Here is a 20,478-nt window from a genome sequence, read left to right as displayed (position 1 = left end):
CAAATCTGAACATGAAAAAGTATAGCGTAATATTTATTACCATGGCATTACTATATGCCTGTAATACAGCCCCTAAAGAAGAAAAAGAAAGTATAACTGCACAAAAACCTAGTTTAGAAGACTATCACATTGGAGAACAATGGACCTGGATGGAAAAAAGTGTTGCTGGCGAAAAAATCCGATGGGAAGGCCAAGACAAACGGGAAGTTGTTGCCTTTGAAGGAAGCCTAGGCTTTTGGAATGGTACTGACACAGTACTGATTTCCAATACCATCAAGGAAGAGACAAGCAACACTCCTTTTCGCGATTGGCCTTTGGAGGTAGGTAAAAAGTGGACTTTTGAAAGTAAGTGGGAAAATGCTGAAGGTACAGCTATGATCACCAATCAAGAGGTAGAAGTAGTTTCTTATGAAGAAGTAGTGGTTCTTGCTGGAAGATTTATGGCCTACAAGATTGAGCATAAAGGGACTTTCACCAATACAAAAGCAGGAAGTGGTAAAATGAATGATACCTACTGGTATGCACCGGCTTTGAAAACAAGCATCAAGCATGCTCAAGATGATGGCTATGGTTCCTATATGTTTGAACTATACGATTACAAAAGCGGAAAATAATTAGGATGAAAAATTTACTAATTATACTGTTTTTAATAAGTATCAGCATGAGTGCTTTTAGTCAAAATCTGGATTTTGAGAAAAGAGCAATAAATGATACAGCTGCGCTTGATCTGGCAATGAATAATTTGGCCAATCGTTACTTGGACTACACTAAAGCTGAAGGCATAAGCATTGGCGATCGGGAGCGATTGAGATATGAAATGATTGCTGGCCGCAATGAAGATGCTATCCAAACCATTAGAAATATTAGAGCTGGAAATACTTCGGAAGGTCATCTTACTTACTCGCAATACGAATTGTATCTTAAAGCGAAGATTCAGCAAAATAAGTCAGGCGAGAATTTCCAAGACTCTTATCGTTCTGTCTTCTCACAATATATAAAAAAATGTACTGATATTATGGCCTCCACCATTACGGTTAATTTCACTACCTATGATGGAGTGGCTCAATTTACAGATGACTTTCACGCTAAATACGCAGGTGTTCCGGAGGAAACTTTAACGGCTGATGAAGCAAAGAGCATCCTAAATGCATATTTTCTCTATCATGTGTATTCCCTTACCGAACCTATTATTTTCGAGGAAACAGAAAGAGATGAGAATGATAGGTACTTAATTGAAGAATCCCTTATTATCTCGGCAAGGGATAGTGCTGAAATTTCGGTCATCACCGTTCGAAAAAGAAATATAGCAGCTTTACCTGCTATTTTAATCTTCACTATTTACGCAGATAATTCCAATAAAAACCAAGCAATGATTGCAGCGTCAAAGGGATATGTTGGCGTAATTGCCAACTCTCGTGGCAAGCGAAAAAGCACCAATGCCATCGAGCCTTATAAACACGAATACAAAGATGTATATGAAACCATAGATTGGATAAGTAAACAATCTTGGTGTAACGGTAAGGTAGCCATGTACGGGGGAAGCTACAATGGATTTAGTCAGTGGGCTTCCATGAAAGAAAAAGTACATCCTGCTTTAAAAACCATCATCCCTTCGGTTTCTGCAGCACCGGGGCTTGATGTACCCATGGAGAACAATATCTTTCATAATTTCCCCTATAAATGGATTCCTTTTGTAACCAATAATAAGCTATTAGATAATGGTGCAAATTTTGATGCTGCTAGATGGAATAGAATGCAAAATACTTGGTATACAAATGGCCTAGCTTACAATAAGATGGATTCCATTGATGGCGTACCTAATCCATTATTTCAAGAGTGGATCAGCCACCCTACATACGATAGTTATTGGCAAGCCTTTATACCTTATAAGGAGGAATTTGCTCATATTGATATCCCAATTCTAACAACCACAGGTTATTATGATGATGGTCAGCGTGGCGCAATGTATTATTATCTAGAGCATTTAAAATATAATCCAACTACTGAACATTATTTATTACTTGGCCCTTATGATCATTTTGGTGCCCAGACTGAATCGAGCGCCAATTTACGGGGCTATGAAATTGATAGTGTAGCCAACCTTAAAATTCAAACTGGGCTAGCTTTTGAGTGGTTCGATTATATCTTAAAAGGAAAGAAAAAACCTATTTTACTGAAAGACAAGGTAAACTTTCAAGTCATGGGTGAGAATAAGTGGTTGCATAGGCCAACGCTTGCTGAAATGAGTAATGATTCTTTAGTATTCTATTTAAGTTCTAATGAAAAGGATTCGTCCTTTCAGCTTACAAAAAAAATGAACAAAGAAGTTGAACCTATTCAGCTTAGCATTGACTTAGCAGATCGGTCAACACCCAACAATGCAGATTATTACCCTTGGCCAATTATAAAAGATAATATAAACTTGAAGGACGGTTTAGTTTTCAAAACCAATGCTTTTCAAGAGGAAGTGGTAATCAATGGCTCATTTACAGGAGAGTTTAAGGTATCAACCAATAAACAAGATTTTGATTATTCCATCAACCTCTATGAATTACTGGCCGATGGAAGTTATTTTCATTTAAGCTATATTATAGGCAGAGCTAGTCATGCTAAAAGCATAGAGGAGAGAGAATTATTAACTCCAAATAAGGTAACAACCCTTACTTTCAACAATACCCGTATTATTAGTAAAAAAATAGCTGTTGGCAGTAGACTGATAGCGGTCATAAACGGAAATAAAAATCCCAATTCACAGATTAATTACGGTTCTGGAAAAGAGGTAAGTTTAGAAAACTTAGAGGATGCTGATGAACCTATAATTATCAATTTTCACCCTGAAAGCAAATTAAGAATTCCTTTATGGCGAGAGCCATAAGGGAATTCTTCCTTAAGACATTATTACTGATTTATTAAAAATATTTACATCATATAAAATGAAAGACTTAAGTTCAACACAGCATCAATTAACTATAAAGCGAGGAATTTTGGCTATAGTTGCCATGTACGCATGTCAGCTTTTAGCAGGAATTATCATTTCCTACGCTTTTAAGTTAGCACCAAATACGGACACTCCTATAGAAATTATAGGATTATCTTCTACCCTGCTGAGTGGCATCATGATTTTACTGCTATTCTGGTGGGATTTGAGAAAATCGGGAGACTCTTTTTACACTCAGATAGGTTTGCAAGCCAGTAAAATCAAAAATAGTAAAGCGGTTTTATTGGTATTAGCTGTATTAGCATCAACTCATTTTTTAGCATGGATATACAGATCAGTAATTCTTCCAGCCTATGACTATGGCGGGATTATCGGAGGCGGTTCCAAAATGTTTAGCTTTATTCAGGAAAATGGAGGTGCACTTGAAATGAGCGGCTTTTTACTTTTGGCTCTCATTGTTGGTCCAATCATGGAAGAAGTTGTTTTTAGAGGATACCTGCAATCTTCCATTGCCAAGAAATTACCTGCCTGGGCAGCCATTTTGATTACCTCAGTTATTTTCACAGTTGGCCACAGCCCTATGATTTTGTGGCCTATGTACTTCCTTTTTAGTATTAGTTGGGGATGGATCTATTTGCGAACCGGCTCTTTAAAAATGGCTATACTTATTCATATTTTAAGTAATTTATTTTATATTATTGTAGGTTTTGCCGGTTGGAAGCTTTTAGCATAACTTTAATCACTCTCAAAAACATGGACGCTCTAATAGAAAAAGTAAATAAAAGTAATTACCTAGAAATAGTAGAAGTCTGGGAGGCTTCTGTAAGGGCAACACATCACTTCTTGAAAGAAGCTGATATTGCCTACTTTAAACCACTCATCTTAAATAACTATTTAGATGCCGTTGAATTAAGGTGTATTAAAAATGAAAATAATAGAATTATCGGTTTTCTTGGTGTTGCTGAAGATAATCTCGAAATGCTTTTCATCCATCCTGAGGACAGAGGTAAGCAAATCGGCAAAAGCTTATTAACTTATGCTATTAATGATTTAAAAGTTAGCAAGGTTGATGTAAATGAACAAAATGAGCAGGCTGTTGGCTTTTACCAGCATTGTGGATTTGAGGTGATAGGCCGTTCAGCATTAGATGCCTCAGGTAAACCTTATCCTATGCTGCATATGCAGTTGAAAACACGAATGGAAAAGGGTGAGTAAAACAACAAGGACTCTTTTGATCTTATCAAAAGCTCAATAATACATTTATTAAAGGATCTGGCGAGATGTGATAATAGTTATATTAAAGCAGTTTATTAACACTTGACTTATAGGTTTGACCTATGGGAACTTCATGATCATTTATAAAAATCCGGTTGCCTTCAATAAACTTGCCGCAGAGTCTCTTCTTGAGTCCCTTATTCAGCCTTCAAACTTTTAATAGGATTTCCCAAGGCAGATGATATAGCATGATAACTAACAGTTACAAGCGTAATCACAATTGCTCCAACGCCCGCTATGGCAAAGACTGACCAGTGTAAATTAGTTTTATATTGAAAGCCTTCTAACCATCCGGAAACTAAATAATACGCTATTGGTATAGCGACTAAACATGAAAGACCTACCAAGACGAGAAAGCTCTGTGTAATCATCTTCCATATACTCAAGACAGAAGCACCTAATACCTTTCTGACTCCAATTTCCTTTGTACGCTGCTCTGCAACAAAAGAGGCCATACCGAATATACCCAGACAACTAATAAAAATGGCTAGCAAAGCAAATAAGCCGGCTACTGAACCAAAACGTTCCTCACTCGCAAATTTCAATCCATGCTGCTCATCAGTAAAAGTAAAATCCAATGGTGTAGACGGTAACTGCTCCTTAAAAACATCCTCAATTATAGCGATCGAAGCTGATGTACTTTGCTCTGGATTAAGTCTCATGGTCATACAATTCATAGGACTATTACTCATAGAGAATATAATAGGAGTTACTTCATCAAAAGGAGATTGAATAATTAAATTTTCGATGACACCAATTACGCGCAGTTCCTTAGTTTTTTCACCACTTCCGGATCTAATAATCTTTCCTATTGGGTCTGCAATGCCCATTTCTCGTACGGCCTTTTCATTTAGAATTACTGCTTGTAAATCAGAGGTGATATCTCTGGAAAAGTCTCTCCCCTTTATTATGTTCCAATTAATCGTTTTTCCATATTCCGGGGTCACTGCAATCTTCCCAAAATCAACATCGTAATTATTATCCTTTCCTTCCCAGGATAAGTTGCTGGTTCTACTGAATATCTGTGTTAATGGGCTAGATGATTCTGACAATTCTACAATTGCTCCTTTGCTTTTCAATTCATTCCGAAGCACGTCAAACTTCCCAGTAAAATCTGCGGAATTGCTCCACAACATAATGGTACCTTCAGCATCATATCCCATGGGTCGGTCCTTAGCAAATTCAACTTGCTTTTGAATAAATAATGTACCGATAATTAATACAATAGATGCAGAAAACTGTAAAACCACTAAAACTTTTCTAAGCATTAATGAGGACGGACCGGCTTTGAAGGATCCCTTTAGGACAGAAATTGGACGAAATGAAGACAGATAGAATGCCGGGTAACTACCAGACAGCAGTGCAGTGCCAAAAATGAAACTCCCGCAGAAAATCCAAAAATAAAGACTACTTAGCGGGAGTTGGATGTCTTTGTCAACTAATTCATTAAAGAAAGGCAGCGCTATGAGAACGATACAAAAGCTTAAAACAAAGGATATGATGACCACTAAAAAGGACTCAATAAGAAATTGATTCACCAATTGTCCTCTTCTAGATCCAATTGCCTTGCGAACACCCACTTCTTTAGCTCTCCTTTCAGACTGTGCTGTACTTAAGTTCATGAAATTAATACAAGCCAGCAATAATACTAGACCAGCAATTATGGCAAATAATTTTACGAACTTAATTAAACCTCCAGATTGTACTCCATTTTCCCAGGATGACTTTAAATGCCAATCATTCATGGGATGAAGGAAAACCTCTGGTTTCTGGGCTTTTTCTTCCTCACTAATATGGCTATACCCTGCCCTCTTTATTTGCTGATTGAGGCTTTCTAAATCAGTATCCTGAGCTAATTCAGCAAATATCTGAAATGAATTATTGCCCCAATCGTTAGTTACGGCTGCCTCTCTTATCCAATCTTGTGAGTTTTGGTAAAGTTTCCAGGGAGCAAAAAAGTTAATTCCATAAAAACTGGAATTTTTAGGAAAGTCAGCGTATACACCTGTTACCATCACTTCTAATTCATTATCAATTTTCATCATTTTACCTACTGGTCTTTCATCTTTGAAAAGCGCATAAGATAATTTCGATGAAATAATTATTGATCCTGGCTCTGTCAATGCTTTTTCATCTCCTTTAAGCATATGAATAGAAAACATTTCTATAACGTCCTTCTCAATAAAATTTCCAATTGAAGTCATCTTTGTATCTTCATGAGAGATAATTAGATTCTGTGGCCAGTATGCTAAAACCATTTTATCGAAGCCTTCTCCGTAGTTAGATTGAAGTTCTTCTTTAAGCGGGATTGGAAGCGCGGTTTGCATACTGATTTCATCATTGAGTTGCTGATGCTTCATCACTTGAGCTATTCGGTCATGATTTTCATGATAACTATCGAATGTCAATTCATCATAAACCCACAAACTAATTAGCATCGCGACTGCCATGCCCACTGCTAAGCCCCCAATATTTATAGAAGAATAGCCTTTATTTCGTAGTAGGTTTCTGTAACCAATTTTGAAATTAATTTTGAACATGTCAGTATAATTTGAATTGTATGACTTTGATTTTTGAATAGCAAATGGGCGTAGATAATTGATCACTTGAAACCAATAATTGATCTTGGCCTTCATCAAAGAGCGGTTTTCAACCCTCGAATGAAAATTCTCTTCTAGATCACCAAGGACTTCCTCAGCAAGCTCTTCCCTTAGGAAGCTTTTCAAGAGCTTTTGGGCCAACTTTGGAGGTGCTGGTTTCATTAGGAAAGATTTAAATGATTAATAGAGAGTTTATTTAAAGATAATCCAGGGATTTGATTCCATAAGGACACTTTGAAATCCTGCGAATTTTTCAATACCTCTTGACCGATAGCTGTAATCTTATAAATTCTTTTCCGTCTTCCTCCCCTGTTAGCTGAAGGTTCACCCATTTCCGAGCTTAAAAAATCTTTCTTAGATAAACGATCCATAGTAGAATGCACTGAACCAATGGAAACACTTCTTCCGGTTTGGTTTTCAAACTCTTCTGCAACTTTTAGTGAATATGCCTCTTCTCCTAAAATGGCTACGACCAGTAAAATCACCTCTTCAAATTCTCCGAGCTTTGTCTCTTTCATGATTACCTTTTTAATTGTAGAACAAATATACGGAAAGAAATTATATTTGTTCTACAATTTAGTATGTATTGCAAATAGTTTTTAAAAATGTATAAAGAGTAAAGGAAAAGATGTAAGAAGACCAAATGTGAAATTAGATAAGAAAGATTTGTCTCTTCCCCTAAAGTCGTGCCGTCTTACAACGTAAAAGTGCTTGGTATTAATGAAGCCAAAATGAAATTTAAGTACTACAAACGAGCTGCTTTTCAATGTTCGCCCTATTTATTTGTTAAATATTATCAATTGGCTTTTTAGAAATTTCTAACCGAAGAAATGGGATTCGATAATAAGAAAACTTTGGCTTACATTACTTATCGCTTATGCCCTTATCAAGTATTGTGGTTTTGTTGAAATCGCCAAAACTACATTCGAACAATATCTTTATCGACAAGCATTTTTTTAATCTCTTTATGATTCTCCCAGAATTTGGTTCGGATTTTCTGTACTGTATTCTGAAAATCGGGGTGATTTTTCATTTTTAATAGAATCGGGTCCTTATCAAGAAATAGAACGAACCAATATTGATAATTATCCTGTTTAGAAAATGCCTTTAAGCCGTTCATGCCTTTTTCGATATCCCCTTTGGCTGCAAAATAGGCAGCCATAGTTAATTCTTGATAAATAGATTGATCCTTTTCCGCAAAAGCCAAGTAGCTCTCATAAAAGCTCTTAGCCTCTTGTTCCCTTCCTAGTTGTTCTAACACAAATGCCATATTGAGATCATAATTATGATAAATATCTAATTTCAAAGCATACCTGATTGAAATAAGTTTTTCATAATAAAACCAAGCCTCTTCGTACTCTTCTAAGGTATAACAGACTTTTGCGACTTCACTGATCACATCAATTTTAGTCGTGTCCTGATTAAAGATTTCGATCAGCGCAAATTTAGTTTGTCTCAAATCATTATGCTGGCCAAGCTTAATATATTCATGGAGGTATTTTGAATAATGATTTTGAGGATTATAGGCCTTCGATTTCTTAATATATTTTTCTGCCTCATCGAGAAAACCTGTTTGCGCCAAAGCATTACTTAAATGCAAATAAGTGATACTTGCTGATACAGAATCTTTGTCTGAAATAGCTACTTCAATCCCTTGCAATGCGTGAATCAAATATTTTTTAGTATTGGGAAGCATATAGGCGTAGATATCGGACAAGAAATTGTGAATCCAGGCTACATTAGGATAATATTCCAAAACTTCTAATAAGGCTTCCTCTGCCTTACGAAAATCCTTGATTTGCATAAAATATAAAGAATTGGCAATCAAACTCTCACCTAAGTCAGCATCTAAAAGCATTGCCTTGTCAGCATAGTTCTTAATTTCTTCAGTGTGTTGTTTTTCCTCTCGAAAAAGGTCTAAATAATAATATGAGATTGCGATATAGGCGTAGGCATTGGCAAATTCTCCATCTTCTTGAATCGCTTTCTTAAATTGAACTATTCCTTCTTTCAGGCCATTCCCAGTATCATCATTTAATAAGGTTAGTCCTTTTAAATAGTAGTCATAGGCCACTAAATTATTGGTTGGGACTTTTTCTATTCGCTCTTGTTCTTTTGGTGTGATTACGGCATTGATTTCTGCGGCAATGCTTTTAGCTACATCAGCTTGGAGCGCGAAAACATCATTTAGCTCTCGTTTATATCGCTTCGACCAAAGGTGTTTATCGCTTGGTCCCTCAATCAATTGGATAGTTAATACAATTTCATCCCCGATTTTTTGCCCGCTGCCTTCAACGAAATAATTGACATTTAACTCCCTTGAAAGCTCTGGTATTGACTTTAAATCATTTCTATACTTTTCAGAGGTAGTTCTACTGGTTACTTTTAGGTCTTCAATTTTCTGAAAGTTGTCTAATATTGCCTCCATTAATCCATTCATGAAATAGACATTCGTACTGTCGGCACTATCATTTTTAAATGGCAGAACAGCCACCGACTTGGCTAATAGTTTTGAAGGGGTATTATTCTTTTGATAGTAAATTACTAAAAGTGCTATTGCTACTATTGAGAGAATCACTATTCCGACCAGAATAGGTCGTTTTAATCTTAAACTTTTCTGTGAATCAGGATTGCTAGTTTCGCTTAGGTCTCTTTCAATATTTATTTTTGATGTATCTCCAGGAGTATGTCCATATAATTCCCTAAAGCATTTCGTAAAATAAGAGGTACTACTGAAACCTACTCGAAATGATATCTCAGAAACTGTGAGTTCACTTTCTTTTAATAATTGAAGAGCATTTTGTAATCTAACATTTCTAATAAATACACTTACTGACTCTCCTATTTCCTGTTTGACTTTGCGAAGTAAGTTAGACCTGCTCATGTTCAAAGCTTCGGCCAGCTCGGTTACGCCAAAGTGTTCATCGCCTAAATTATCTTGAATTATAGCTACTACCTTTTGTAAAAAGGGGCTTTTATGGTTTAGATAGTCTAACATGAGAGTGCTGTGCTGATATGCAATATTCGGCAATTAAAACACCATTTACAACTGCTTATTTGACGGGTTTGCGTCATAGTTTATAGTCCTTCTCCATAGTTTGTATACAAAATGCATGGCTTATATCTATTGAAGCATGCTTGCTACCTGTCATCCATGTTTCCTACAGACCTTTGTGTAAATCAAAAATTTATTAACACTTAAAATTAAAATCATGAAAAGAATTCAATTAAAAACATCAAAAGTAGTTTATGTATTAGCTATCACAATTGCATTAAGCTCAACGGTAGCTTGCCAACAAAGCGAGGAAAAAAGTACTAAATCTGAGCAAGAAGAAAAACCAAGTACACCTATTCAAGAAGCAGCATTCTTCGGGAATGTAAAAGTTATTAAACAACATGTTGCAGCAAAATCAAACCTGAATGAAAAAGATGATTATGGTTCAACTCCCTTACATATTGCAGCCACTTTTGGAAAAACAGAAGCAGCCAAACTACTAATAGAAAGTGGGGCTGATTTAAACGCAAAAAGTGCGGATGGCTCAACTCCTTTACATGTAGCATCATTCTACGGTAGAGTTGAAATTGTCAAGGCTTTGCTTGAAAAAGGTGCAGAGACTTCAACAAAAAACTCTTATGATGCAACTGCTTTTGAATCCGTTTCGGCTCCATTTGAGGCATTAAAACCTATGTATGATCAAATCAGCAAAGATCTTGGGCCTTTGGGTTTAAAATTAGATTATGAGCAACTAAAATTAAACAGGAAGCTTATAGCCGAAATGATTAAGAATCATCAATAATCTGAAAAAATGCTAAGCGAAAGAAGATTTGATATCGATTGGTTAAGGGTCATTGCTATTGGTTTATTGTTGATTTACCATATAGCAATTGGCTTTCAGCCATGGGGCGTATTTATTGGTTTTATTCAGAATGATGAGTCATTAGAATGGATTTGGACTCCTATGTCCATGCTTAATGTCTGGAGAATTCCTTTGTTATTCTTTGTCTCTGGAATGGGCGTGTATTTTGCTATTCAAAGACGTAGTTGGAAAGGATTACTGTTAGAAAGATCAAAGCGGATTTTGCTACCATTCATTTTTGGGATGTTTGTAATTGTTCCTTTACATGTTTGGCTATGGCAATACTACTATCATCAGGACTTATCTTTTATGCTAAATCCTGCTCATCTATGGTTTTTGGGTAACATATTTATATATGTCCTGATTTTCACACCATTGTTCTTTTACTTGAAGAGTAAACAGCAGAGCAAGTTATTTTCAGCATTGAATAAAATCATGGCAAAACCCATAGCGCTCTTAGTTTTAATGATTCCCTTTATTGCAGAAGGGCTATTGGTACAACCTGAAAACTTCGAGCTTTATGCGATGACACCTCATGGTTTTTGGTTAGGAATGCTTGCTTTTTTGACTGGGTTTTTATGTGTTTATTCAGGGCAAAATTTCTGGCAGAATGTTACCAAATTAAGATGGGCAACACTGGCAATTGCTTTTACTTTATATCTTTTGCGGATACAAGGAGTCACTAGCGATCTGTTTAATTACCTCATCCCTGTGGAATCTATTTTATGGATATTTACGGTCTTGGGATTTGGTCACAAATATTTAAATCACCCAAGCAAAGCACTAACCTATTTAAGTACTGCAGCCTATCCGATCTACATAATTCATATGTTTTTCCTTTATCTGGCCTCTTTGGTAATCTTCCCATTAGGTATTCATCCTATTGCGAAATTAGTAGCAGTCATCATAGCTACTTTTGCAGGATGCTTTATAAGCTATGAGTTTCTCATAAGAAGGATTAGTTGGATTAGACCACTTTTTGGCTTGAAAGAAAAGTTAAGCTTTAGTAAAAATTCAGTTACCCAAAAGAATGAATTGAAATTAGGAAGTTATGAATAATCCACCCCTAAAAGTATTGATTGGTCTCATATTAGGACTCACCACTGTCGCTGTTTTTCTATGCGGATGTTCAAAGGATCTTTTTTACATACCAGGATCAATTGAGGAAGAAATGCAAAAAGCCGTTGATGGCAAGTTTGATGGCATGATTGTTTATGTAGATCAATCAGGAAAGTCGTCATTTTACAGTGCGGGATTCAATAATAGAGAAGAACAAATACCAGCTGATCCGCATGATTTATTCAAAATAGGGAGTATCAGTAAGCTTTACATTGCTGCAGCATGTACAAAGTTAATAGCTTCCGGAGCATTAGATCTAGAGCAAAAATTGGTTGATCTTATCCCAGAAGTGGTCACACATATTGAATATGCTGAGCAAATAACCCTAAGAATGATGATTTCGCACCGTAGTGGAATTCCAGAATTCATTTATGAACCAGGATTCAATGGAGGTACGACTGAAAGCTATTTGACCACAGCCGAATTGATCTACGATAAAGCTGCGGATTTTAAACCCAATAAAAAATATGCGTACTCCAATACCAATTATCTGTTGTTGGGAGAAATTCTTGACAGAACCCTTGGGTATTCTCATCATGAATTTATTCGGAATGAGATTCTTATTCCACTCGATTTAGATGAAACATATAGCCTCTATAGTGAGGTTGATTCCAATCAGGTCATGAGTGGATACTTAAAAGGCTGGGAACCCGACATAAAGTCTTGGGATCATACGAGACCTGGTGGCTCCATGATTGCAACAGCCGAAGACGTGGGTACATTCCTTAGAGCCTTAATTGATGGAAGTTTATTTAGCGATGAGGAACAAGCTATTTATTCGTCTGTATATGAATATGAACATACAGGATGGCTTCCAGGATACACCAGTATTGCTCGTTACCACAGCGATATTGATACGATAGTTATTCAATTCGTGAATACAAGTGATAAGGAGTGGTTCTGGCTTGAACTTGAACGTGTATACAGCAGAATTTTGAAATCCCTCGAAAAAGGACTTTAAGAAAAATAAATAATGAAATACCTTATCCTTTTTACACTGATGAACTTACTGCCATTTGTAACGACTGCACAGTCAAGTGACTCCAAAGGAAGTTTTGGATTCGCTTTAAACTCTAGTGTGAATGGTGAACTCTATCCAATTCGGATTGTACCTAGCCTGACCTATATCAAAGAAAAAAATCAACTCGAATTGGGTTTAGGTTTCAACCCTTTTAGCCGAAAATCTCAAAAACTGATGAGTGGTGAGTTTAACTATAAATACTTTCCAAATGGAACTGAGCATAAATTCAATATGTACCTGATAGCTCGCTTTTCATACATCAAAAGTGCTCGCGACACCTACTACCCTACCGATTACAATTACCTATTTTTAAACGGGGGCTATGGTATTGAAATCACGGCATTTAAAAAAGTGTATCTTGGAACGAATATCAGCACTGGATTATACACCTATAGTAACAAGTCCGATATTCCATATGCCGCATTTGCTAGTCAAAAGCTGTTTGATACCTTTAGATTTAACCTTTCTTTTCAATTCAATGTGGGATACAGGTTCTAGCCATATGTCAATATTGGATAGGAAAATAAAAAAATAAGACAGCTAAAAACGGATTATCTTTTGATTGAAAATTTTATCCTAAGGACATCCATGGTACAATTCCTTTTCCTTCCATTATGGGCAGCATAATTTCAATTTTTGAATGGTATCAAATGGCAAATACAGATAAAATAAAATCATTTGACACTCCTACAGAAGACCTTTTTATCATCATTACATAGAGAGAAAAAGAACTTAAAGAAGCTATAAACGCGATACAAAAGAAAAAGAATAAAACCATTACAAAGCCAGTAGCCAAGAATCGCTGAATATACAATAGCGATTTGAGTGTTAACTCAAAACATTTTTCAGTAAATTAATGTACATTGTAAGCTGAAAAGTAGCCGATTAAAATCTGCTATTGCTCATATACAAGAACCTTATAGCTAATTAAAATAAAATCATAAAAAACCAATGGCAATTAGCAGAAGCCAGATAAAGAATCGAAGGAGATGAACGACCAGCTGTCCATATCATCATCCAATAAATCCATTGTGGTTCTGCCTTTTGTTAACATGAGTGCTGACCCTGAAAACGAATACTTTAGCGATGGCATTACAGAAGAAATAATCAATGCCCTAACCACCGTTAAAGGCCTGAAGGTCATTGCCCGCACATCTTCCTTTGCATTTAAGAATAAAAATATAGATGTACGAACCATTGGTGATCAGTTAGGAGTAAGTACCGTTTTGGAGGGTAGCGTACGGAAAGCCAAAAACAGGGTTCGCATTACAGCGCAGTTGATCAGTACTGATGACGGTACTCACTTTTGGTCAAAAAATTTCGATCGCGATTTAGAGGACATATTCGCAGTACAAGATGAAATCAGCTTAAGCATTGCTGACCAGATCCGAGAAAACTTTGGTCACCTCAACATTCAAGAACATTTAATTGAAGCACCAACTAAAAATATGGAAGCCTATGACCTATATCTTAAAGGTCGCTACTACCATTTAATGTGGGATGGACAAGGAATGGTAAATTCAATAGCGCTCTATGAACAATGCGTAGCAACAGACCCCTCATTTGCTTTACCTTTCTTTGGTTTGGTGTATAGCTATGCCATGTATGGATCATGGACAACTAATAAAAGATTATTACAGTTGTCAGAAGAGAACCTTAACAAAGGTTTTAAGCTGGATAAACAATCCTATACAGGGCATTTTGGTCAAGCGACACTACATTTTTGGGGTCATTGGGATTTCATTAATGGCCAGAAGATTTTTCAAAAAGCAATAGAACTTAATCCATCCTATACGGAAGCAGAAGAAGGCTTATGCGAATTGTACACGGCAATAGGTTATTTCGAAAAAGCTCTATGGCATGCCGATAATATTTTAAGAATCAACCCTTTGTCTCCAAATCATTATTTTACCAAAGCGAATATTTACTATCTAAAAGAGGACTATTCGGAAGCGCTTAAATGTTTAGAGACCTCATTGAGCATCAATCCTGATTTCACACATTCTATCGCATTAAAACAAATCTGCTTAATTCTTACGAAAGATTACGAAAAACTAAATAATTTCTTAGATAAAACTCCTTTGGCAGAGAGACCAGAAGAATGCCGAGTATTGTACCAACTGGTCAATTCGGAAGATAAGATCAATGTTGATATCAGCCGGGCTAGTTCAATGATAAAAAAAGAGATTGGGGAAGCACTTTTCCCCTGGCCACTGTTTTTGATGGTCCATTTAGGGAAACACGAAATGGCATTGGACTTTTTGGAAGAAAACATCAAAATGCGTACCGGTCAAATCATAAACTTTATGAATATTCCGCTGCTTAAACCTTTACATCAATATCAGCGATTTCAAGATTTGGTACAAACTGCTTTCCGTGTAGAACTATTGCCGCCTAATTCTGAAATACAAATACAAATCACCTCTACTAAAGCCTTAATGGCAGATGCTGAAATCAAGACAGCATTAGGCATTATAGAAAAAGGAATGAAGGAAGAAAACTGGTTTCTAAACCCCTCTTTATCTTTACGGTCTCTAGCTGAAAAATTGAATATTAACAGCAACAAGATTTCTTGGTTACTGAATGAACGAATCGGCCAAAACTTCAACGAATACATCAATAGTTTACGTTTGGAGCACTTCAAAACGCTTGCTCTAAATCCTGAAAATAGCCACTTTACCCTTTTAGCTCTAGCCTATGACAGCGGCTTCAATTCTAAATCGGTATTCAATACCTTCTTTAAAAATAAGGAAGGAATGTCACCAAAAGCCTGGCTGAAGGCTAATCAAAATTAAGCCTATTTAAAGCAGGTTTTAATATCACTTTTAAGTTCTGAATTACATTTCAGGACGATTCGTCTTCCTTTTCACTCCATCTTTGTATTATCAATTCGATAAAGCAGAGGTAGGAATCATAACGGGAAGTGCTTTGCAGAAATCGAATTTCTAAAAAATGCATATGAAAACAGCATTATTAACCTTGACTTTGCGCGGACCATTTTTGCTCGCCAAATCTCAAGACACAAGTGTTGAATTATCAACGTTCGGAGTACAAACCGGAGTTTTAGGAATCTGGTTTTACAATGAAGTAAAACTGCCAAAAAACATTAGTGATATAAGTGATATAGCAGAAATTCTGTTATCCTGATGTTAAGTGCAAGCAGGAAGAAAAAACCATAATAAGAAAAACTGAATGAGTAAAATACATATTGTTTTTGGACCTCAAGGGGCAGGAAAATCAACATATTCAAAGAAATTAGCAGACGAAGTTAAAGGAATTCATTTGGGAATAGATAATTGGATGTGGAAATTGTATGGAGATGATCTTCCTAAGTCAATGAATCTAAAATGGATTATGGAAAGAGTTGAAAGATGCGAAAAACTAATATGGGAATTATCAGAAGATATATCTAATCGAGGATGTGATGTGATACTTGATCTTGGATTTACTAAGCGAGAGAAAAGGAAATTATTCCTGCAATTAGCCGAGGAAAACGGTAAAGAGATTCAATTACACTATGTGTCTGCAAAACATCCACTTAGACGAAAACGAGTATTAGATAGAAACGTGAATAGAGGTGCAACTTTCTCATTCGAAGTAACAGCAGGAATGTTTGATTTTATGGAAGGGGAATTTCATAAGCCAACAGACAGCGAATTAACGAATGCCGTAATAATAGATACCAACCCTAAAGAATAAGAGCCAGTACTTAACATTAGAGAACTCAGAATGAAAGAAGCGGAAGAAATTTGTCCAAGTAGTAGAGAAGAGTGGAGAGACTGGCTCGAATTGAATCATAAAGAAAAGGATGCCGTTTGGTTGGTTTTTTATAAAAGAAGCACTCCAAATTTCAATCTCAGTTGGAGTGAATCTGTTGACGAATCTCTTTGCTTTGGTTGGATTGACAGCACTAAAAAGACAATAGATGATGAGCGATTCATACAATATTTTAGTAAAAGAAGGCCGAAAAGTAATTGGTCAAAAGTGAATAAGGATAAAGTAAAAAACTTAATTGACCAGGGACTTATGAAAGATGCTGGCTTTAAAAGCATTGAAGTCGCAAAAGAAAATGGCTCGTGGACAATTCTAGATACTGTTGAAAGGCTAGAGATACCTGAAGACCTAGAACGAGAACTAAGAAGAAAGAAAGGAGCAATGCAATACTTTGAAAGTCTAAATAAGTCTTCTAAAAAGGGATTTCTCTACTGGGTTGCTTCGGCTAAGAGAGATAACACAAGAAATAAACGAATTTCGGAAATCGTTGAAAACGCGAGTGTACAGATGAAACCAAAACAGTTTAGATAAAACGGCTTACAATAATAAGCATACGAAATACTCTTTTGGCCACTGCGCTTGAGACTAAACTAAGATGAAATTTTAACACAACATAAAAATGAGGATAAATATGAAACCAGCGGTTGTAATAAGCCTTTCTGAAACAAAGGTTGAGGTAATAAGGAAATTTGATTCATCAGTAGAATCTGTCTGGAAACCTTTCACCAATACAAGCTTGGTTAGTCAATGGATGCTTGGCCCTCCTGGATGGTCAATGCCGATTTGCGAAATAGATTTTCGAATCGGTGGTATCTATAGGAACGTTTTTCGAAATGAAGTAGAAGGATTAGAAATTGACATTACAGGCGCCTTTCGTAAAATCGCAACACATCAAAAGATAGTGCAAGACGAGCAGCATAAGATTGGAAGTTCGAAAGGAGGAATCACTAAAAGTACTGTAGTCACATTAACTTTTGAACCAGTAGGTGAAAGTACCAACGTTAGAACATTGATTGAATATGGTTCTAAAAAGGAACGTGACGAAGCCTTGGCAACTGGGATGGGTGATGCAATGGAAATGGGTTACTGTCGCATCGATGAGCTCTTATCTAATTGATACTGTCAACAATAAATATCAAAATGAATAAAATAAAAACTCTCTTTTTTCTAACATCAATAATCTTTTTCACAAACTGTCAAAACAAAAACAATCCGACAGCAAAGTATTTGTCTGAAACACGAATAAACCAAATAGACACATTGATGAAAGTGTCATTTGATCGTGGATTATTCAACGGGAACATCCTTATTGCAAGGGGCAATAATATTATATATCAAAATGAATTTGGATATTCAGATGCCTCTAGATCAAAAAAGCTTAGTAGAAACTCAATATTTAACATTGGATCTATAGCAAAAGAATTCAACGCTGTTGCGATAATGATTTTAATTGAAAGAGGGCTACTAAATCTGGATGATAAAATCTCAAATTTTGAATTGCAATTACCAGAATGGTCAAATACCATTAGTATTAGGCATCTACTTCAATATACTAGTGGACTGCCAAGAATCAACTGGAACAATATTAAAAATGATGAAGATATCTATAACGAATTAAAAAATATTAAACATCTAAGTTTTATACCTGGCACAGATTACTTGTACAGTAACAATAATGTTTTTCTACAAAGAAGAATTGTTGAACAAGTATCTGGAATGAGTTTTAATCATTTCATTCAAAAAAACCTACTTATTCCTGGCGGAATGACAAATGCTATTATTGACGCGGATACTCAAAACCCTGAATTAGTAACCGCATTTAATAATGCTTTTGTAAATGATAGAGCAATGGATATCGAATTCTCTGGTTGGGTGAACCCTACTGTAAATGATATGTATAAATGGATAATCAACTTACATTCAGGACAGCTTATATCTGATAAATCGTTAATTACTTTATTTGATTCGCATTCTAAGGAGAGTTCTTCTGCACTAGGAATTGGGGTAATTGAGAATGACACTTTGCTAATTCATCAACATCATGGATCATCTTTCAATTATGAATCTTTTATCCATTATAATGTGAAAGAAGATTTATCAATCGTTTTATTGACAAATAATAAAAACCGCAAGCTTAGAGAAATAACTGATGCAGTCGAAAATATTTTAAAAGGCAATGCCTTTTCAATACCACAGAAGTCTATTTATCTCGCAATTAGAGAAAAATGTTATGATAATGCTAATGAGGGAATTCAGCTTTATAAAAACTTAAAAAAGCAAAATTTTCCGGAATATAATTTTTCGGATGAAAATGAATTAAACCAACTTGGCTATGATTTGATAAAGAAAGGTCAAATAGAAGAGGCTATTAGCATTTTTACATTGCTTATCTCAGAATTCCCAAATTCATCAAATGCATTTGATAGTATGGGCGAAAGTTATTTCCTAAATGACCAATTTGAATTATCAAAAATAAGCTATCAAAAATCTTTAGAACTCAATCCTGAAAATACAAATGCAGAAGAAATGATAAACAGAATTGAAAAAATAAATGTAAAAATAAACTAATGGCAACAAAGTGTATAATTGCTTCGCCAGTTCGCTGCGCTCGGGTCATTGCTAGTTCTAGCCTACTTTCGAAAATCCTCTCTGATTTTCTATTCGGATTGTATTTGCAAAATTAGTTGCTTAAACACACAAAAAAAACATACGCAAAAACGGTTGTGTGTAGTGAGAAAAATTGAACTTACTTCAATAAAATTAATCAAAAAATGATAAATAAAAGTTTTGAAAAAGCAAAAGAGCAAAGTAAATTATTAGAAAATGATTTGAATAAGAATCCTCAAAAGTACCGCGTATTAACGGGAGATAGACCTACAGGTAATTTGCATCTTGGACACTATTTTGGCTCCATTATAAACCGATTAAAATTACAAAGCTTGGGAATTGAGACTTATATTTTAATTGCCGATTATCAAGTGTTGACAGATAGAAATGTTTTTAATGAAATTTCAAAATTCACCTATGAACTAACTTTGGACTATTTAGCCTGCGGATTAGACCCTGAAAATTATAAAACTCATATTTTTCCACATAGTCATATTCCTGAATTAAATCAACTAACTATTCCGTTCCTGACATTAGTTTCCAGTTCAGAATTAAACAAAAATCCAACTGTTAAAGAAGAAATTACTGCTTCAAAACTGAGTAATATTAACGCAGGAATGTATATCTATCCAGTTCATCAAGCTGCTGACATCCTGTTTTGTAAAAGTAATGTGGTTCCTGTTGGAAAAGATCAATTACCTCACATAGAATTAACTCGGAAAATTGCAAAGCGATTTAATACCAAATTCAATAAGAATATTTTTACTGAACCAGTTGCACTTTTTACTGATACTCCTACTATTCTTGGGTTAGACGGCATTCAAAAAATGAGTAAAAGTCGCAACAATTCAATTATGATAAAGTCAACAGCTGACGAAACAGCAAAACTAATAAAATCTGCCAAAACTGATTCAATTCGTTACATATCTTACGACCCCGAAAACAGACCAGAGGTTTCCAATTTACTTAAGTTAGCATCTTTATGTTCAGATAAAAGCCCAACAGATATTGCTGATAAAATTGGTGACCAAGGTTCAGGAAAACTTAAACAGCTAACAGAAGAAGCCATAAACACATATTTTGAGCCTATTAGAAAAAAAAGAATAGCGCTTGAAAAAAATAAAGATTATGTCAGTGATATTTTGCTTAAAGGTATAAGTAAAGCGAGAGAAACAGCTATTGAAACGTTGAGTGAAGTCACTGAGGCAATGAATATGAAAATATAATCACTTCCCACAACATTGTATAAACATAATGCGGGCTAAAGCACTAAAATTGAAATAATTG

18 protein-coding genes are annotated in these 20,478 nt (G+C 35.5%); 15 read left to right on the top strand and 3 right to left on the bottom strand.

The annotated features are described in order from the left end of the window. Positions 1 to 11: 11 nt before the first annotated feature. The 4 genes from AAC601_RS02640 to AAC601_RS02625 are packed head-to-tail and all read left to right on the top strand — an operon-like array spanning position 12 to position 4,153. Positions 12 to 614, top strand: a complete 603-nt coding sequence (locus tag AAC601_RS02640; RefSeq protein ID WP_303268089.1) for a hypothetical protein — start codon at positions 12 to 14, stop codon at positions 612 to 614. A 5-nt stretch (positions 615 to 619) separates the two neighbouring features. After that, positions 620 to 2,875 (top strand): CocE/NonD family hydrolase, encoded by a 2,256-nt coding sequence (locus tag AAC601_RS02635; protein ID WP_340152400.1) that lies wholly within the window; start codon positions 620 to 622, stop codon positions 2,873 to 2,875. Between the two features lie 58 nt (positions 2,876 to 2,933). Further along, positions 2,934 to 3,671: a CPBP family intramembrane glutamic endopeptidase gene (locus AAC601_RS02630; protein ID WP_303268087.1), complete on the top strand. Its 738-nt coding sequence runs from the start codon at positions 2,934 to 2,936 to the stop codon at positions 3,669 to 3,671. Positions 3,672 to 3,691: 20 nt separating this feature from the next. Next, positions 3,692 to 4,153, top strand: a complete 462-nt coding sequence (locus tag AAC601_RS02625; protein WP_303268086.1) for a GNAT family N-acetyltransferase — start codon at positions 3,692 to 3,694, stop codon at positions 4,151 to 4,153. A 197-nt stretch (positions 4,154 to 4,350) separates the two neighbouring features. Here the strand turns inward: AAC601_RS02625 and AAC601_RS02620 are convergent, their stop codons facing one another. From AAC601_RS02620 to AAC601_RS02610, 3 genes are all read right to left on the bottom strand, one after another. Continuing rightward, the gene (locus tag AAC601_RS02620) at positions 4,351 to 6,975 is read right to left on the bottom strand and encodes an ABC transporter permease (RefSeq protein WP_340152399.1); all 2,625 of its coding nucleotides are present in this window, start codon (positions 6,973 to 6,975) and stop codon (positions 4,351 to 4,353) included. Continuing rightward, entirely contained in the window at positions 6,975 to 7,331 is a 357-nt protein-coding gene (locus AAC601_RS02615) for a helix-turn-helix transcriptional regulator (RefSeq protein ID WP_303268084.1), read from the bottom strand. Before AAC601_RS02615 ends, AAC601_RS02620 begins: the two co-directional genes overlap by 1 nt. Before the next feature lie 401 nt (positions 7,332 to 7,732). Further along, entirely contained in the window at positions 7,733 to 9,811 is a 2,079-nt protein-coding gene (locus AAC601_RS02610; protein ID WP_303268083.1) for a helix-turn-helix domain-containing protein, read from the bottom strand. Between the two features lie 214 nt (positions 9,812 to 10,025). Between AAC601_RS02610 and AAC601_RS02605 the strand changes: the two genes are divergently transcribed. From AAC601_RS02605 to trpS, 11 genes are all read left to right on the top strand, one after another. Further along, positions 10,026 to 10,610, top strand: a complete 585-nt coding sequence (locus AAC601_RS02605) for an ankyrin repeat domain-containing protein (protein WP_303268082.1) — start codon at positions 10,026 to 10,028, stop codon at positions 10,608 to 10,610. A gap of 9 nt (positions 10,611 to 10,619) precedes the next feature. After that, entirely contained in the window at positions 10,620 to 11,729 is a 1,110-nt protein-coding gene (locus AAC601_RS02600) for an acyltransferase family protein (protein WP_340152398.1), read from the top strand. Then, positions 11,722 to 12,750: a serine hydrolase domain-containing protein gene (locus tag AAC601_RS02595; protein WP_340152397.1), complete on the top strand. Its 1,029-nt coding sequence runs from the start codon at positions 11,722 to 11,724 to the stop codon at positions 12,748 to 12,750. The genes AAC601_RS02600 and AAC601_RS02595 overlap by 8 nt, the downstream gene beginning before the upstream one ends. Before the next feature lie 12 nt (positions 12,751 to 12,762). Continuing rightward, positions 12,763 to 13,308, top strand: coding sequence for a hypothetical protein (locus AAC601_RS02590; RefSeq protein ID WP_303268079.1), 546 nt, complete (start codon positions 12,763 to 12,765; stop codon positions 13,306 to 13,308). Between the two features lie 491 nt (positions 13,309 to 13,799). Continuing rightward, positions 13,800 to 15,605: a helix-turn-helix domain-containing protein gene (locus tag AAC601_RS02585; RefSeq protein ID WP_303268078.1), complete on the top strand. Its 1,806-nt coding sequence runs from the start codon at positions 13,800 to 13,802 to the stop codon at positions 15,603 to 15,605. Between the two features lie 163 nt (positions 15,606 to 15,768). Further along, the gene (locus AAC601_RS02580; protein ID WP_340152396.1) at positions 15,769 to 15,957 is read left to right on the top strand and encodes a hypothetical protein; all 189 of its coding nucleotides are present in this window, start codon (positions 15,769 to 15,771) and stop codon (positions 15,955 to 15,957) included. Positions 15,958 to 16,002: 45 nt separating this feature from the next. After that, on the top strand, positions 16,003 to 16,509 hold the full coding sequence (locus AAC601_RS02575; protein WP_303268076.1) for an ATP-binding protein: 507 nt from the start codon (positions 16,003 to 16,005) through the stop codon (positions 16,507 to 16,509). A 30-nt stretch (positions 16,510 to 16,539) separates the two neighbouring features. Then, complete coding sequence (locus AAC601_RS02570) at positions 16,540 to 17,115, top strand: YdeI/OmpD-associated family protein (RefSeq protein ID WP_303268075.1); 576 nt, start codon at positions 16,540 to 16,542, stop codon at positions 17,113 to 17,115. 100 nt (positions 17,116 to 17,215) lie between these two features. Further along, positions 17,216 to 17,701, top strand: coding sequence for an SRPBCC domain-containing protein (locus AAC601_RS02565; protein WP_303268074.1), 486 nt, complete (start codon positions 17,216 to 17,218; stop codon positions 17,699 to 17,701). Between the two features lie 146 nt (positions 17,702 to 17,847). Further along, positions 17,848 to 19,152, top strand: coding sequence for a serine hydrolase (locus tag AAC601_RS02560; RefSeq protein ID WP_340152395.1), 1,305 nt, complete (start codon positions 17,848 to 17,850; stop codon positions 19,150 to 19,152). A gap of 203 nt (positions 19,153 to 19,355) precedes the next feature. Then, positions 19,356 to 20,417, top strand: coding sequence for a tryptophan--tRNA ligase (gene trpS, locus AAC601_RS02555; RefSeq protein ID WP_340152394.1), 1,062 nt, complete (start codon positions 19,356 to 19,358; stop codon positions 20,415 to 20,417). The last annotated feature ends 61 nt before the right edge of the window (positions 20,418 to 20,478 follow it).

This window comes from uncultured Marivirga sp. (assembly GCF_963974845.1).
GTDB classification, from domain to species: domain Bacteria; phylum Bacteroidota; class Bacteroidia; order Cytophagales; family Cyclobacteriaceae; genus Marivirga; species Marivirga harenae.
The sequence above is the reverse complement of the archived record's forward strand: the minus strand, read 5'-3'. Positions and strand labels throughout refer to the sequence as shown.